We start from the raw sequence: 12,696 nt of genomic DNA on the forward strand, positions 1-12,696 counted from the left end.
CACCGAACCTCCGCCGGCCGGTCGGCCGGTGAGCGCTCCGCTGCTCGCCGCTCTCCCTCGAAGCCGCGGCGGTCGCCCGCGGTGCCGCACGCGCCGACCGCACCCTGAAGGGCCCGGCGCGACGGTCCTGACAGGCAGTACGGTCGGCCCATGACGAACACCACGCGCTTCGAGGGGTACGGAGTTCTCATCACCGGCGGGGGACGCGGCATCGGCGCCGCCACCGCCCGCCGGTTCGCAACGGAAGGCGGACGGGTCCTGGTCGCGGACCAGGACCCGGACGCGGCGCGGCGGACGGCACGGGACCTGTCGGAACAGGGGTTCACGGCCGCGGCGTGCGCCTGCGACGTCACCGACCAGGAAGCGGTGGACGCCGCCGTCGCCCACGCCGTACGCACTTTCGGCTCACTCGACGTCCTGGTCAACTGCGCCGCCCACTGCTCGCCCGACGGGCCCCGCTTCGAGGAGCAGCCGGACGAGTCCTGGGCGCGGGACCTGGACGTCACCCTCACCGGCGCCTACCGCTGCTGCCGCGCCGCCCTGCCGCACCTGGTGGACTCCGGGCGCGGCGCGATCGTCTCCGTCGGCTCGGTCAACGGCGTCCAGGACTTCGGCAACCACGCCTACAGCGCCGCCAAGGCCGGTCTGGCCTCGCTGACCCGCACCCTGGCGGGACGCGCGGCCGCACGCGGCGTCCGCGTCAACCTCGTGGTGCCCGGCACCGTGCGCACCAGCGCGTGGGAGGGCCGGGACGCCGACCTGGAGGCCGTGCGCCACCTGTACCCGCTGGGCCGGGTCGGGGAGCCGGAGGACATCGCCGCCGCCGTGACCTTCCTGGCCTCCCGCGACGCCTCCTGGATCACCGGCACGGCCCTGGTGGTCGACGGCGGCCTCACCGCGGTCCACACCGGCTTCCACCAAGCGCTGCACGAGTGACGAACCGTCAGTACCGGGACTCTCCCGGTCCGGCCGCACGGTGCGGGCACGCCTTCTCGACGGACGACGCCCGCCCGCCGCTGTGCCGTACGGGCTCATCCGTGTGATCGCGCGGCGCTAATCCGGACGCGGCGGGGTAAAGGGAGGTCCATCAGCCCCCCACCGCGTGAAGGAGCCTGCCTTGACCGACGACGCCTACCTGTTCCTGCTGGACGACCCGTCCGCGCCGCTCGGCGTGCCCCCGGCCGCCGTCGGCGAGCTGGCCTGCATGGAGACGCCCGCGGTACGCGCCTGGCTGGACGCCCACGACGCCACGCCCACCTCCCCGTACCTGCGGCTGCTGCCGCCGGAGGAGACCGGAGCCATCCCGGCCGACGCCGAGAGCGTGCCCGTCCCGCTCGGCGACGAGGAACTCAGCCGGCTGCGCCACACCATGACACCGGAGTCCCTCGCCCGCCTCGAAGAGGAACTTCTCGCCTACCGCGACAGCGCCGACGGCCGCGACGGCCTCATCGGACGCGCCCTGGCCGCCGGCGTGCCACCGCACCGCATCGTCGAACTGACCGGAGTGGACCCCGCCACGGTGACCGCCGCGGCGAGCAGCTGACGACGCGGCGGGCGGCTGCCGGCGCCGGAGCCGCCCCCGACCCGTCCGGCTTCACGCGCCCGGTCCGGGATCCGGCTCGACAGCCGATTCGATCCCGGCCCGGGCCGCTTCCAGCTGGGCGGCGAACGCGATGCCGAGGAACAGCGCCACCGCCGTCAGGTTCGCCCACAGCAGCAGCGCGATGAACGCGGTCAGCGGCCCGTACACGGCGCCGAAGGCACCGCTCTCCTCGACGTACAGCGCGAGCAGCCAGGTGGCCGCCACCCACAGCAGCAGATGCACCGCCGACCCGAAGGCCAGCCACGTGTAGCCGGGCTGCACGCGCCGCGGGGACCAGCGGAAGATCACCGCGGAGGCCACCCAGGCCAGCAGGAGCCCCAGCGGGATCTCGACCACCGCCCACCACCGTCCGAAGTCGCCCTCCCAGCCCGCGGTCTCGGCCACGGCGTCGCCCACGGCCCTGCCCGCGACCAGCACGACGAACCCCAGGACCAGCGGCAGACCGGCGGCGAGGGCGAGCACGAACGACCGGGCGTACTTGCGCGGCAGGGGGCGGTCCCGCTCGATCCCGTAGATGCGGTTGGCGCCGCGCTCGATCTGCCCCATGGCCGACGACAGGTTCAGCAGCGCGAAGCCGAGGCCGAGCCAGAGGGCCACCGCGCTCCAGGCGTCACCGTGGGCGGTGCGCCGCGTCCCTTCGAAGGCGTCCTCCACGATCTCCGCGCTCGCCCCCGGCACGATCCGGCCCAGCGTCAGCTCGATGACCCGGCCCACGGCCTCGGTGTGCACCGACGTGGCCAGTCCGACGAGCGCCACGGTGCACGGCACGAGCCCGACCACCACCTGGAAGGCCAGCGCCCGGGCGTTGGTGAAGCCGTCCGCGTAGCGGAACCGGGCGAAGGAGTCCATCAGGAACCGCCAGCCCCCGTAGTGGCGCAACGCGGCGAACGCTTCGTCTCCGGAGAGTTCTTCCCCGATCATGTCCCGGGTCTGCGGGACGTGCACGGCGGTTCCCATGGTGTGAACGCTCCTTGTCGCACGGCTGCTCCCTGCCCGGATGCCCCGTAATCCTGGTGGTCCGACCTGGTTCCGCGTTCCCGACCCACGGTCCCGCCCCCGGCACTCACCCGCTCGGCACGCCACCGGCTCCGCCTCCCCGCGGCCCCCGCGCGACGGGCGGGCCCGCCCTCACACCGCCAGCCGCTCCGCCAGGGCCCGGGCCCGGCCGATGCGACATGACCGGGGCATGCGGTATCCACGTGGGGGCGAGCGCCTGAGGGGCCAGGTGAGGAGGACGAGATGACCGGCGTATGTACACCAACTCCCGCCGGATGGCGGCGATCTGTCCCCATCGTGGTTTCGTTCGAGAGTGAGGTCGGATGATTTCCCTCCGAGAGCTGGCAGACCTGGTGACACGGTATGAGGCCGATCTGTCCCACCCCGTCGACTTGCTTCGCGTGGGGAATCGAAGTATCGACGTCGACGCCACTCCCGTCATCATGGGATGCGTCAATCTTTCGCAGGATTCGAGATATCGAGAGAGCATCGCGACCTCGACTCGGTCCGCTGTCCGCAAGGGGCTCGTCCTCGCGGCGCAGGGAGCCGACATCGTCGATGTCGGCGCTGAGTCAAGTAATCCTCGTACTGCGCAGGTGGCCGCGGAAGAGCAGATCTCCGCTCTGGTGCCGGTCGTGCAGGAGCTTGCGCGGCAAGGTGTCGCCGTTTCGGTCGAGACTTACGAACCTGCCGTAGCGCGCGCATGCCTGGAAGCAGGTGCGCTGGTGCTGAACTACACCGGCGGAGTCGTGTCGGACGAGGAGATGTTTCCGATCGTGGCCCACCGCCAGGCGACGATGATTCTGTGCCATGTCGAAGGGAGCAACTGTCGGGATGTGGCTGAAAGGGGTGTGGACGAAGACCCTGTCTCCGGGATGGTCGACTACTTCGTCAAGCGAGTCGACCATGCTCGCTCGATGGGAGTCGAGCGTATCGCCATAGATCCAGGAATCGGCTTCTCCCACAAGGGCTCTGTAACGGCCGATGTTCGCATCAACCACCAGGCCAGGTCCCTGCTCCACACATTCCGACTGCGGCGCATCGGCCTTCCGATATGTCATGCCTTGCCCCATGCTTTCGATCTTTTCGAGGACGAGTTCCGTGCCGCCGAAGGGTTCTTCGCGGTGCTGGCGCATATGGGAGGAACAGGCGTTTACCGCACGCATGAAGTGCCCAAGATCAGGGCGGTACTGGCTGCTCTCCGGGCACTGAGCGTCGGACCGGTGGACACGTCGGAGGGCTAGCGGCAGCAGGCCCTGCGGGGCTATCGGGGATGTCAGGTCGGATCCATGGCCTTCCTGCGCAGGCGACCGGCGACCTTGAACGCCGTTCGCGCTCCGGCGGCGCATACGGACAGAGCGGTCACCGGACGGCCTCCCTCACCTGCCCGCAGCGTCCGCAGTAGCGGGCCTGCGGCACGATCGTCAGCCGCTCGGCCGCGACGGGCCCCCGGCACTGCTCGCAGACGCCGTAGCGGCCTTCGTCCATGCGCCGCAGCGCCGCCTCCACATCGGCGAGAACCATGCGGGCGCACGCGGCGAGCTTGACGTGGACCTCGACCTGTGAGGCGGCATCGCCGTGCCGCGGCCCGTCCGTGCGGGACGGGGCCGCGGCGGCGAGCTGCCGCAACTGCTCCCGGCGGAACAGGCGCTGCTCCACGAGGTCCTCCCGCAGGGCGGCGAGCTCCTCGGGCGTCAGATGCGTCGGACGGTCGCCGACGAGCTGGTGATTCACCACTGCAACCCCTCGGGCAGAGCGACGGAGAAGGACGGCGGGGACGGCGGCCGCCCTGTCAGGCCGCGGCGCGGCGCTGGCAGGCAACGCAGTACGGCGTGTAGGGGAGGATCTCCAGCCGCTCCCCGGGGACGGGCTCGGCGCAGCCGAGGCAGGTGCCGTAGCTGCCGCGCTCGACCCGGGTGAAGGCGTCGTCGATCTCTTTCAGGACCCGCCGGATGGCGTCCCGCTGCGTCGACGTCAGGTGCTCGTCCACGCCCTGCCCGGTCTCCTCGAGCGCCTGCAACTGCGTCAGCCGGGTGCTGCGGGCATGCTCCAGGCGCCGGCGCACCTCGTGGGTGGTCATGCGCTCGGGGCGGGGGTCGGTGAGGGGTGCGTCGACGGTCACTGGGCTGGTTCCTCTCCGTTGGCCGGGCGTCGGTGCGCTCGGACGGGTGGTCGGGCACCGCGCTGTGCGGCTGGGGCTGGGGCTGGGGCTGGGGGTGCCGGAGCGCGTGTGGGTGGGCGGGGGTGCGGTTCCTGGTGGTGTCGGTGCGAGTTCCGTAGCGGGGCGGTGCCCGGCCCGGTGGCGGGCGCATCGGGTGCCCGGTCGTGTCCTCAACCCTGGTCCCGGAAGCCCGGAATGCCTATCGGGCGCGGAACCCATATGCGGCGGTGCGCGGGATGCAGACTGCGGGGCCGTGGGCATACCGCGCTCGGGGAAATGGGGGCCGGACCCCATATACCGGCGAGGGCAAGGGCGGGCAGGCTGGCCCGGAGGCCTGGCCGACGGTCAGGCACGGCAGCCGGTCCGGGCCGTCCGACGCCCGACAGCCGAGGCAGGCCGTAGCACAGAAGGAGGCTGACGACCGGTGTCGCTGTTCTGGCGGATCTTCGCCCTGAACGCCGTCGTCCTGGGCACGGCCACAGGACTGCTGCTGTGGGCGCCGGTGACCGTGTCGGTGCCGGTGCTGCTGACCGAGGCCATCATCCTGCTCGGCGGCCTGGCGGTGATGCTGGTGGCCAACGCCGCGCTGCTGCGCTGGGGACTGGCCCCGCTGGGCCGGCTGACCGGCCTGATGACCACCGTGGACCTGCTGCGCCCCGGGCAGCGGCTGTCCGCGTACGGCGGCGGCGAGGTCGCCGAGCTGATCCGCACCTTCAACGCCATGCTGGAGCGGCTGGAGCACGAACGGGCCGCCAGCAGCGGCCGGGTCCTGCTCGCCCAGGAGGCCGAACGCCGCCGCATCGCCCAGGAGCTGCACGACGAGGTCGGGCAGAGCATGACCGCGATCCTGCTGGGGCTCAAGCGGGCCACGGACGAGGCACCGGAACCGCTGCGCAAGGACCTGCACGAGGTGCAGGAGATCACCCGGGAGAGCCTGGACGAGGTCCGCCGGCTGGTGCGCCGCCTGCGCCCCGGGGTGCTCGACGACCTCGGCCTGGTCAGTGCCCTCACCTCGCTGACCGAGGACTTCGCCACCCACACCGGGCTGCAGGTCACCCGCCGCTTCGTCACCGACCTGCCCCCGCTGGAACCGGAGACGGAACTGGTCCTGTACCGCGTCGCCCAGGAGTCCCTCACCAACGTCGCCCGCCACGCGGACGCCCGCGGTGCCGTCGTGGCGCTGCACCACTCCGAGGCCGGCGTGGTCCTGGCCGTGACCGACGACGGCTGCGGCATCAAGGCCCCGCGGGAGGGCGCCGGCATCCTCGGCATGCGAGAGCGCGCCCTGCTCATCGGGGCCGCCCTGGACATCACCCCCGCGCCGCGCGCCGGAACGCAGGTCAAGCTCACCGTGCCCGTGCCCAGGAAGCAGCCCTCCTCATGACCGAGAACATCCGCATCCTGCTGGCCGACGACCACGCCCTGGTGCGCCGCGGCGTGCGGCTCATCCTCGACCAGGAACCGGAACTGCAGGTGGTCGCCGAGGCGGGCGACGGCGCCGACGCGGTCGAGCAGGCCCGCCGCCACGACGTCGACCTCGCCGTGCTGGACATCGCCATGCCCCGCATGACCGGTCTGCAGGCCGCCCGCGAACTGGCCGGCCTGAAGCCGGGGCTGCGCATCCTGATCCTGACCATGCACGACAACGAGCAGTACTTCTTCCAGGCCCTCAAGGCCGGTGCCAGCGGCTATGTGCTGAAGTCCGTCGCCGACCGCGACCTGGTCGCCGCGTGCCGGGCCGCGATGCGCGACGAGCCGTTCCTGTACCCCGGCGCGGTGACCGCCCTGATCCGCAACTACCTCGACCGGGCCCGGCACGGCGAGGAGACCCCCGACCACGTGCTCACCCCGCGCGAGGAGGAGGTCCTGAAGCTGGTGGCCGAGGGACACTCCTCGCAGTCGATCGCCGATCTTTTGTACATCAGCATCAAGACGGTCCAGCGCCACCGCGCGAACCTGCTGCACAAGCTCGGCCTGCGCGACCGCCTGGAGCTGACCCGCTATGCCATCCGCGCGGGCCTGATCGAACCGTGAGCCTCCCGGACCGACCGGGGGCCCAGCCGCCAACGCCCCGGCCGGGCCCCCGGGCACCCCGCGCCAAGACCCGCCCGGGCTGCGTCTCCTCCGGGGTGCGGGCCGCGACCGTCGTCGACAGCCCACTGTGGGCCGCCGCCCTGCTGGCAGTCCTCCTGGCCGTGGTGCCGGGCGCCGGATTCCGGGTCTGGGCCGCGCACACCGCAGGACCACAGGCCGTACCGTCCGCACCAGGACAGTCAGGAACGGCGTACGGACCGGCCACCGACGGGCGGCCCCGGGCCGATCCGTCCGTCCACGACGGAGACGATCCCTCCCTCCACGACGGAGTCGATCCGTCCCTCCACGACGGAGACGATCCGTACCTTCACGACGGAGACAGTCCGTACCTCCACGACGGATGTGTCACGGCATGCGCCGTGCACGCGGCCCACCGGCTCGAACCTCCCGGCGAGCGCACGCCGCCGCCCGGCCATCCCCTCGCCGTCGCCGACCGCGAGGCGGCAACCGCCGCCCTGAGGGCCCAGCCGACGGACTCGCGGACATCGCACGGGCCCCCTCACGCCCACCACGCCTCCACCGATCGGGGACGGTCACCCCCGATCCCCTCCGGCACCTGAATCCACCCTGTCCTCCACCGCGGCCGCGCCGGCCGCCGCCGCGGTGTGTCCGCCGGAGGCCCCGCGTTGATCCGCTCGTCCCGGGTGAGAGCGCTGCTCGCTCTCGCCGTCGTCGCCCTGTCCCTGTACATCACCGTCACCGTGCCGGTCCGCCTGGGGCTGGATCTGCGCGGCGGCACCCAGATCGTCCTGGAGACCCGCTCCACCGAAACCGCAGAAGCCGGTCCCGAGGCCACCGACCGCACCCTGGAGGTGCTGCGCGGCCGCATCGACGCGCTCGGCGTCGCCGAACCCACCCTGCAGCGCTCCGGCGACCGCCGGATCATCGTCGAACTGTCCGGTCTGCAGGACCCGAAGAAGGCGGCCGACGTCCTGGGCCGCACCGCACAGCTCAGCGTCCATCCCGTGACCGGCCTCGGCGACAGCGGGACCGACGGCTCCGCACCTCCGCCGAAGCAGCCCCGGGAGCGCGTCCTGCCCGACGAGTCGGGCCGGCCGCTGCGGCTGGGGCCCGCCGCAATGACCGGGCGGGACGTCCAGGGGGCCGACGCCCGGTTCGACCAGCAGAGCGGCGCCGGATGGCACGTGACGGTCGACTTCGACGCCTCCGGCCGCGACGGGTGGGGCCGGCTGACCGGCACGGCCGCCTGCCACCCCGCGGGGCACCCCCAGCGCCGTGTCGCCATCGTCCTCGACGAGAAGGTCATCTCCTCGCCGCAGGTCGACCCGTCGGTGGCGTGCGAGGCGGGCATCACCGGCGGCGCCACGCGGATCACCGGGTCCTTCACCGACGACGAGGCACGCGAACTGGCCCTGCTCATCAGCGGCGGCGCCCTGCCCGTGCCCGTGGAGACCGTCGAGCAGCGCACCGTCGGCCCCACGCTGGGCGCCGAGGCCATCACCGCCGGCGCCTGGGCCGCGGTCGTCGGCACCGCCCTGACCGCACTGTTCCTCATCGCCGTCTACCGGCTCATGGGCGCCCTCGCCGTACTCGCCCTGGCCGCGTACGGGCTCGTCTCCCACGCCGCCCTGGCCGCCCTGGGCGCCACCCTCACGCTGCCGGGCCTGGCCGGGTTCGTGCTGGCCATCGGCATGGCCGTCGACGCCAACGTGCTCGTCTTCGAGCGCGCCCGCGAGGAGCACGCGCAGCGCCGGCGGGCCGGCGCCCGCTCCGCCCTCGCCGCCGGATTCCGCAAGGCCTTCAGCGCCGTCGCCGACTCCAACATCACCACCCTCATCGCCGCCGGACTGCTGTTCTTCCTCGCCTCCGGGCCGGTGCGCGGCTTCGGCGTGACGCTGGGCATCGGCGTTCTCGCCTCGATGGTCAGCGCCCTGGTCGTCACCCGCGTCCTCGCCGACCACGCGGCATCCCGCCCGTGGGTGCGCCGCCGCCCCCATGTGACCGGCCTGGCCACCGCAGGACGGGTCAGGAGCCGCCTCGAACGCTCCCGGCCGGAGCTGATGCGCCACCCGCGCCGCTGGCTGGCCCTGTCCGCCGCCGTCCTGGCCGTCGCCGCCTCCGGTGTCGCCGTGCGCGGTCTCGACCTGGGTGTGGAGTTCACCGGCGGGCGCCTGATCGAGTACACCACCACCCGCCCGGTCGACCCGGAGCGGGCGCGTACCGCTCTCGCCGACGCCGGCTTCCCGCGCGCCGTCGTCCAGTCCTCCGGCGACAGCGCCCTGTCGGTACGGACCGGCGAGCTGACCGACGTACAGGCGGAGGCGGTGACCCGTACCGTCGGCACGCTCGGCGGCGGGACGGAGAAGGTGCGCGACGAACTGATCGGGCCCAGCCTCGGCGAGGAACTGCGCAGAAACGCCCTCATCGCCCTGGGCGTGGCCCTCGCCGCGCAACTGCTCTACCTGACCGCCCGCTTCCGCTGGCTGTTCGGCACCGCGGCGGTCGCGGCCCTCGCCCACGACGTCGTCATCCTCGTCGGCGTCTTCGCCTGGCTCGGCAAGCCCTTCGACGGGGTCTTCCTGGCCGCGCTGCTCACCGTGATCGGCTACTCCGTCAACGACTCGGTCGTCGTCTTCGACCGCGTCAGGGAGCTGTGGCGACGCGAGCGCGCGGCCCCCCTGCCCGCTCTGGCCGACCGGGCGATCGTCCAGACGCTCCCGCGCACCGTCAACACCGGCGTGGGCGCCGCGCTGATCCTCGCCGCCCTGGCCGTCCTGGGCGGGGACTCCCTGACGGACTTCGCCCTGGCCCTGCTCGTCGGACTGGTGGTCGGCACGTACTCGTCGGTCTTCACCGCCACGCCGCTGGCGATCGAGCTGGACCGGTACGCGGCCCGTTCCCGGGCCCGGTGACCGGGGGGCGGGAGCGCTCCGCCGCGGACGCTAGGGGCCGGCCGGTCCGGTGGTGCGGTCGGCCTCGTCCTGCACGAGGAGGGAGAGCAGGGAGGCGACGGGCAGGCCTGCTTCGGCGGGGTGGCGCAGGACCTTGCCGGGTTCGACGCGGTAGGTGTTGCTGCGGCCGTCGCGGGTGCGGGAGAGGTACCCGTCCGTTTCCAGGTCGGCGATGATCCGGGAGACGGCCCGTTCGGTGAGGCGGCAGCGGGCGGCGATGTCGCGGATGCGTGTGCTGGGGTCGTCGGCGACGGCTGCGAGCACGCGGGCGTGGCTGGTGATGAACGTCCATCCGCTGTGGGACCGGGGCACTGCGACCATGACCTGCATATTAGATGCTCTTGGTTGCCGGAACCTCGATACATGACATACTTTTCCGGCAACGGATGACGTGCTCCCGCAGGGGAGAACCACAGGAGGAGCCCCGAGGTGCCTTGGGAAGAGGCCGCCGAGACGGCGCTCATGAGCGACACCGGCCGGACGCCGCTGCCGCGGCGGACAGCCGGGCAGGTCGCGGAGGCGCCCTCGGTGCGGCAGTACGCGAAGCGCGGGGCCTGGGTCGTCGCCGCCCGCGGCGACTACGACCTGGACTCGGTCCAGCCGCTCGCCGACGCACTGGCGAGCGCGGTCCGCAGCCACCCGGTCGTGGTGCTGGACGCCTCCGGCGTGACGTTCGCGGATTCGACGCTGCTGAACCTGCTGATCCTCACGCACCTGACCGGCAACCTGCGCGTGGTCGCACCGTCGCCCCACCTCCGGCGGCTCTGCGAGATCACCGGGGTCGACGGCCTGCTGGACATCCGCGAGACGCTCGACGCCGCCACCGGGTGAGCCGGGCCGGCACGGCTCGACCCGTCCCGGGACAGCACACCTAGGCCGTTTCGTTAGGATCTTGCGAGGCTTGTCATACTTCCCGAGTGGAGATGCAAGCCGAGGAGGCAGCGCGGCGTTGGCTGGCTGACCAGGGCGTCCGCCAGGTGGGCGACGGGTGGGTGAGCGACGAGAAGTCGGACGTGTTGCTCACCGCCAACCAGGTGGCGCAGTCCTGGGCCGGCGATGTGTTCGCCGAAGACCTGGATACAGCCGACCAGCTGCGGTTGGCCTTCGGGCTGCTGGACCTCCTCGACGACTACTGGGTCACGTGCGAGATTCGGTTCGCGAACGAGAGCGCGGAGTGCCCCCTGCCGGCCGACGTGCTGTGGGACGGCTACCGTCAGCGGCTGGAGGCGGACCGGGGCGTCGAGGCCGTCACCTACTCGCTGTGGGTGGACTGGTTCGAGGACCGAACCACTTCCGCGACGGCCTTCGCCGAGGTCCTCGGTAACGACATCGACCGCGTGGTGGCCGAGCAATCGGAAGCCCTGCTCCGCCGAGCCTGTAGCGTTCTGGAATGTTCAGGCCCGGTGCGCTGGACGGTGAAGGAGCCGACGTACCGCACCGCCATGCGGCTTCCCGCCCTGCACGCGGCCGTCTTCCGCGGCCTCCTGGCGAGCTTCCACGACGTCTACGGCGACCTGGAACCGACTGCCGCACTGGCCATCCTTGACCAGCTGGATCTCCCCCCGAACACCCAGCACCTTGCCCGACTGCGCCACGTACTCGCCGCCGGGCACAAGAACCGCTACCGCAGCCCCGGCGCCTGGGACGATGCGGCTCGCTCCTGCTCCTGAGTCGTGGGCCTGGCAGACCAAAGAAAGATGCCGGCGACGTAGAGTCCGGCCAGGTAGATGGTTGCGCTCTTTTCGTAGCGGGTGGCTATGCCACGCCACTGCTTCAAGCGCCGATGGCATTGTCATCGGGCTCGCCGGCCGGGGCCCCCTTTTGCGGGCCCCGGCTGCGTGCTGGTGAGCCCGCACGACAGTGGAGTCGACCGAGACGGCCCAGCCGAGGTCTTCCTCTGCGTCAGCCTGTGCGATGAGCGCGGCGAACGCCCGTGCCCATGTGCCGTCGATGGCCCACGTCCGCAGCCTGTTGTAGACGCCCCTCCAGTTCCCGTACGTCTCAGGGAGGTGGACCCACTGCGATCCGGTCTGGAACTTCCAGGCGATCGCGTCGATCACCTCACGGTGATCCCGCCACCGGCCACCCCGCTGCGGCGTCCGGTCTGGCAGCAACGGCTCGATCCGCGCCCACTGCGTGTCAGTCAACGGCACGCCCAGACCAACGATCAGATGATCCAAACGAAACGGCCTAGTTCCCGCCCGGCGGGTCCCGCAGGACGTCCGCGGTGATGTCCGCCAGTGACCGGCCGCTGCGGAACGCCTCGGCGCGCATGAGGGCCAAGGCGTCCTCGGGGCTCAGCCCCCGCCGCGTCACCAGGGTGGTCACGGCACGGGCGGTGTCGAACCAGTGGGCGCGTACGACGGCCCTCGGCTCCCAGTCCGGAGCCCGCGACCCGGTGATGATCATCTCCCGGGTCGTCATGAGCGCCGCGGTCACCGCGTCGGCCACGTCCGACGCCTGCACCAGGTCCTCCTCGTCGAGCGCGTGAGCCCTCAGGGCCAGCAGGTCGACGGTGCCCAGCACGTAGTCCCCGAAGAACAGGGGCAGCGCGTACACCGACCCGATCTGCGGCAGCTTCTCGCGCATCAGCGCCCCGAACAGAGGCCAGGGCGTCAGCTCGTGGCGCAGGTCGTGCACGGCGACGGGCTCACCGGTGTGGGCCGCGGTGATGCAGGGGCCCTCCAGCAGCGTGAACTGGAGCTCCTCCAGCTGCAGTGCGGCGTCGTCCGACGCGGCGAGCAGCTGGCGGGACGGCGTGTCCGTGAGCAGCGAGAGAGTGGCGCCGTCCACGCCGAGCCCGTCCCGCACCGCCTCGCACACCCGTCTCGGGACGTCCTCCAGGGAAGCCCCGGCCGCCGCTTCCGCGACCATCCGCGCCGCCTTCACCGCCTCCGCCGTCATCGCGGGCCCCCGTGCGCGGGCGTCTG

The 12,696-nt window shown here is 72.3% G+C and carries 14 protein-coding genes and 1 pseudogene; 8 read left to right on the plus strand and 7 right to left on the minus strand.

Annotated elements, in window-relative coordinates; genetic code table 11:
* The first annotated feature begins 150 nt into the window (after window positions 1-150).
* Both ACFYWG_RS08490 and ACFYWG_RS08495 read left to right on the plus strand, forming a co-directional pair.
* Entirely contained in the window at window positions 151-936 is a 786-nt protein-coding gene (locus ACFYWG_RS08490) for an SDR family NAD(P)-dependent oxidoreductase (RefSeq protein ID WP_389200079.1), read from the plus strand.
* Window positions 937-1,117: 181 nt separating this feature from the next.
* Window positions 1,118-1,543: a DUF6003 family protein gene (locus ACFYWG_RS08495; RefSeq protein WP_383510049.1), complete on the plus strand. Its 426-nt coding sequence runs from the start codon at window positions 1,118-1,120 to the stop codon at window positions 1,541-1,543.
* Window positions 1,544-1,594: 51 nt separating this feature from the next.
* Here the strand turns inward: ACFYWG_RS08495 and ACFYWG_RS08500 are convergent, their stop codons facing one another.
* The gene (locus ACFYWG_RS08500) at window positions 1,595-2,560 is read right to left on the minus strand and encodes a YihY/virulence factor BrkB family protein (protein WP_389200082.1); all 966 of its coding nucleotides are present in this window, start codon (window positions 2,558-2,560) and stop codon (window positions 1,595-1,597) included.
* Between the two features lie 362 nt (window positions 2,561-2,922).
* Here ACFYWG_RS08500 and ACFYWG_RS08505 point away from each other — a divergent pair, with 362 nt between their 5' ends.
* Complete coding sequence (locus tag ACFYWG_RS08505) at window positions 2,923-3,843, plus strand: dihydropteroate synthase (RefSeq protein ID WP_389200084.1); 921 nt, start codon at window positions 2,923-2,925, stop codon at window positions 3,841-3,843.
* A 118-nt stretch (window positions 3,844-3,961) separates the two neighbouring features.
* Here the strand turns inward: ACFYWG_RS08505 and ACFYWG_RS08510 are convergent, their stop codons facing one another.
* Both ACFYWG_RS08510 and ACFYWG_RS08515 read right to left on the minus strand, forming a co-directional pair.
* Window positions 3,962-4,336, minus strand: a complete 375-nt coding sequence (locus ACFYWG_RS08510; RefSeq protein ID WP_389200086.1) for a TraR/DksA family transcriptional regulator — start codon at window positions 4,334-4,336, stop codon at window positions 3,962-3,964.
* 55 nt (window positions 4,337-4,391) lie between these two features.
* Window positions 4,392-4,679, minus strand: a complete 288-nt coding sequence (locus tag ACFYWG_RS08515) for a TraR/DksA family transcriptional regulator (protein ID WP_383510100.1) — start codon at window positions 4,677-4,679, stop codon at window positions 4,392-4,394.
* Between the two features lie 505 nt (window positions 4,680-5,184).
* On the opposite strand from ACFYWG_RS08515, the gene ACFYWG_RS08520 reads away from it, so the two are divergent.
* Both ACFYWG_RS08520 and ACFYWG_RS08525 read left to right on the plus strand, forming a co-directional pair.
* Complete coding sequence (locus tag ACFYWG_RS08520) at window positions 5,185-6,144, plus strand: sensor histidine kinase (RefSeq protein ID WP_389200088.1); 960 nt, start codon at window positions 5,185-5,187, stop codon at window positions 6,142-6,144.
* Complete coding sequence (locus ACFYWG_RS08525) at window positions 6,141-6,794, plus strand: response regulator (protein WP_385420241.1); 654 nt, start codon at window positions 6,141-6,143, stop codon at window positions 6,792-6,794. Before ACFYWG_RS08520 ends, ACFYWG_RS08525 begins: the two co-directional genes overlap by 4 nt.
* A 239-nt stretch (window positions 6,795-7,033) precedes the next feature.
* Here the strand turns inward: ACFYWG_RS08525 and ACFYWG_RS08530 are convergent, their stop codons facing one another.
* A complete protein-coding gene (locus ACFYWG_RS08530; protein WP_389200090.1) occupies window positions 7,034-7,189 on the minus strand; it encodes a hypothetical protein in 156 nt (51 codons plus the stop codon).
* A gap of 309 nt (window positions 7,190-7,498) precedes the next feature.
* Between ACFYWG_RS08530 and secD the strand changes: the two genes are divergently transcribed.
* Entirely contained in the window at window positions 7,499-9,727 is a 2,229-nt protein-coding gene (gene secD / locus ACFYWG_RS08535) for a protein translocase subunit SecD (RefSeq protein WP_389200092.1), read from the plus strand.
* Between the two features lie 30 nt (window positions 9,728-9,757).
* Here the strand turns inward: secD and ACFYWG_RS08540 are convergent, their stop codons facing one another.
* Window positions 9,758-10,087: a helix-turn-helix transcriptional regulator gene (locus tag ACFYWG_RS08540; protein ID WP_389200094.1), complete on the minus strand. Its 330-nt coding sequence runs from the start codon at window positions 10,085-10,087 to the stop codon at window positions 9,758-9,760.
* Window positions 10,088-10,195: 108 nt separating this feature from the next.
* On the opposite strand from ACFYWG_RS08540, the gene ACFYWG_RS08545 reads away from it, so the two are divergent.
* The gene (locus ACFYWG_RS08545; RefSeq protein WP_383510076.1) at window positions 10,196-10,597 is read left to right on the plus strand and encodes an STAS domain-containing protein; all 402 of its coding nucleotides are present in this window, start codon (window positions 10,196-10,198) and stop codon (window positions 10,595-10,597) included.
* A 92-nt stretch (window positions 10,598-10,689) separates the two neighbouring features.
* Window positions 10,690-11,436 carry a hypothetical protein gene (locus ACFYWG_RS08550; protein WP_389200747.1) on the plus strand — a complete coding sequence of 249 codons (747 nt, stop codon included), beginning with the start codon at window positions 10,690-10,692 and terminating at the stop codon, window positions 11,434-11,436.
* A gap of 144 nt (window positions 11,437-11,580) precedes the next feature.
* Here the strand turns inward: ACFYWG_RS08550 and ACFYWG_RS08555 are convergent.
* A pseudogene (locus ACFYWG_RS08555) lies at window positions 11,581-11,919 on the minus strand (IS5 family transposase); the annotation flags it as partial.
* 37 nt (window positions 11,920-11,956) lie between these two features.
* On the minus strand, window positions 11,957-12,670 hold the full coding sequence (locus tag ACFYWG_RS08560) for a GAF and ANTAR domain-containing protein (RefSeq protein WP_389200096.1): 714 nt from the start codon (window positions 12,668-12,670) through the stop codon (window positions 11,957-11,959).
* Window positions 12,671-12,696 lie beyond the last annotated feature (26 nt).

The sequence above is a fragment of the Streptomyces sp. NPDC003456 genome, assembly GCF_042878735.1.
In the GTDB taxonomy this organism is placed as follows: Bacteria; Actinomycetota; Actinomycetes; order Streptomycetales; family Streptomycetaceae; genus Streptomyces.

Bases quoted from the DNA above. Each gene is read 5' to 3' on its own strand.
- ACFYWG_RS08490 (WP_389200079.1), top strand. From the start codon at position 151: ATGACGAACACCACGCGCTTCGAGGGGTACGGAGTTCTCATCACCGGC.
- ACFYWG_RS08500 (WP_389200082.1), bottom strand. From the start codon at position 2,560: ATGGGAACCGCCGTGCACGTCCCGCAGACCCGGGACATGATCGGGGAA.
- ACFYWG_RS08505 (WP_389200084.1), top strand. From the start codon at position 2,923: ATGATTTCCCTCCGAGAGCTGGCAGACCTGGTGACACGGTATGAGGCC.
- ACFYWG_RS08515 (WP_383510100.1), bottom strand. From the start codon at position 4,679: ATGACCACCCACGAGGTGCGCCGGCGCCTGGAGCATGCCCGCAGCACC.
- ACFYWG_RS08525 (WP_385420241.1), top strand. From the start codon at position 6,141: ATGACCGAGAACATCCGCATCCTGCTGGCCGACGACCACGCCCTGGTG.
- ACFYWG_RS08540 (WP_389200094.1), bottom strand. From the start codon at position 10,087: ATGGTCGCAGTGCCCCGGTCCCACAGCGGATGGACGTTCATCACCAGC.
- ACFYWG_RS08550 (WP_389200747.1), top strand. From the start codon at position 10,690: ATGCAAGCCGAGGAGGCAGCGCGGCGTTGGCTGGCTGACCAGGGCGTC.
- ACFYWG_RS08560 (WP_389200096.1), bottom strand. From the start codon at position 12,670: ATGACGGCGGAGGCGGTGAAGGCGGCGCGGATGGTCGCGGAAGCGGCG.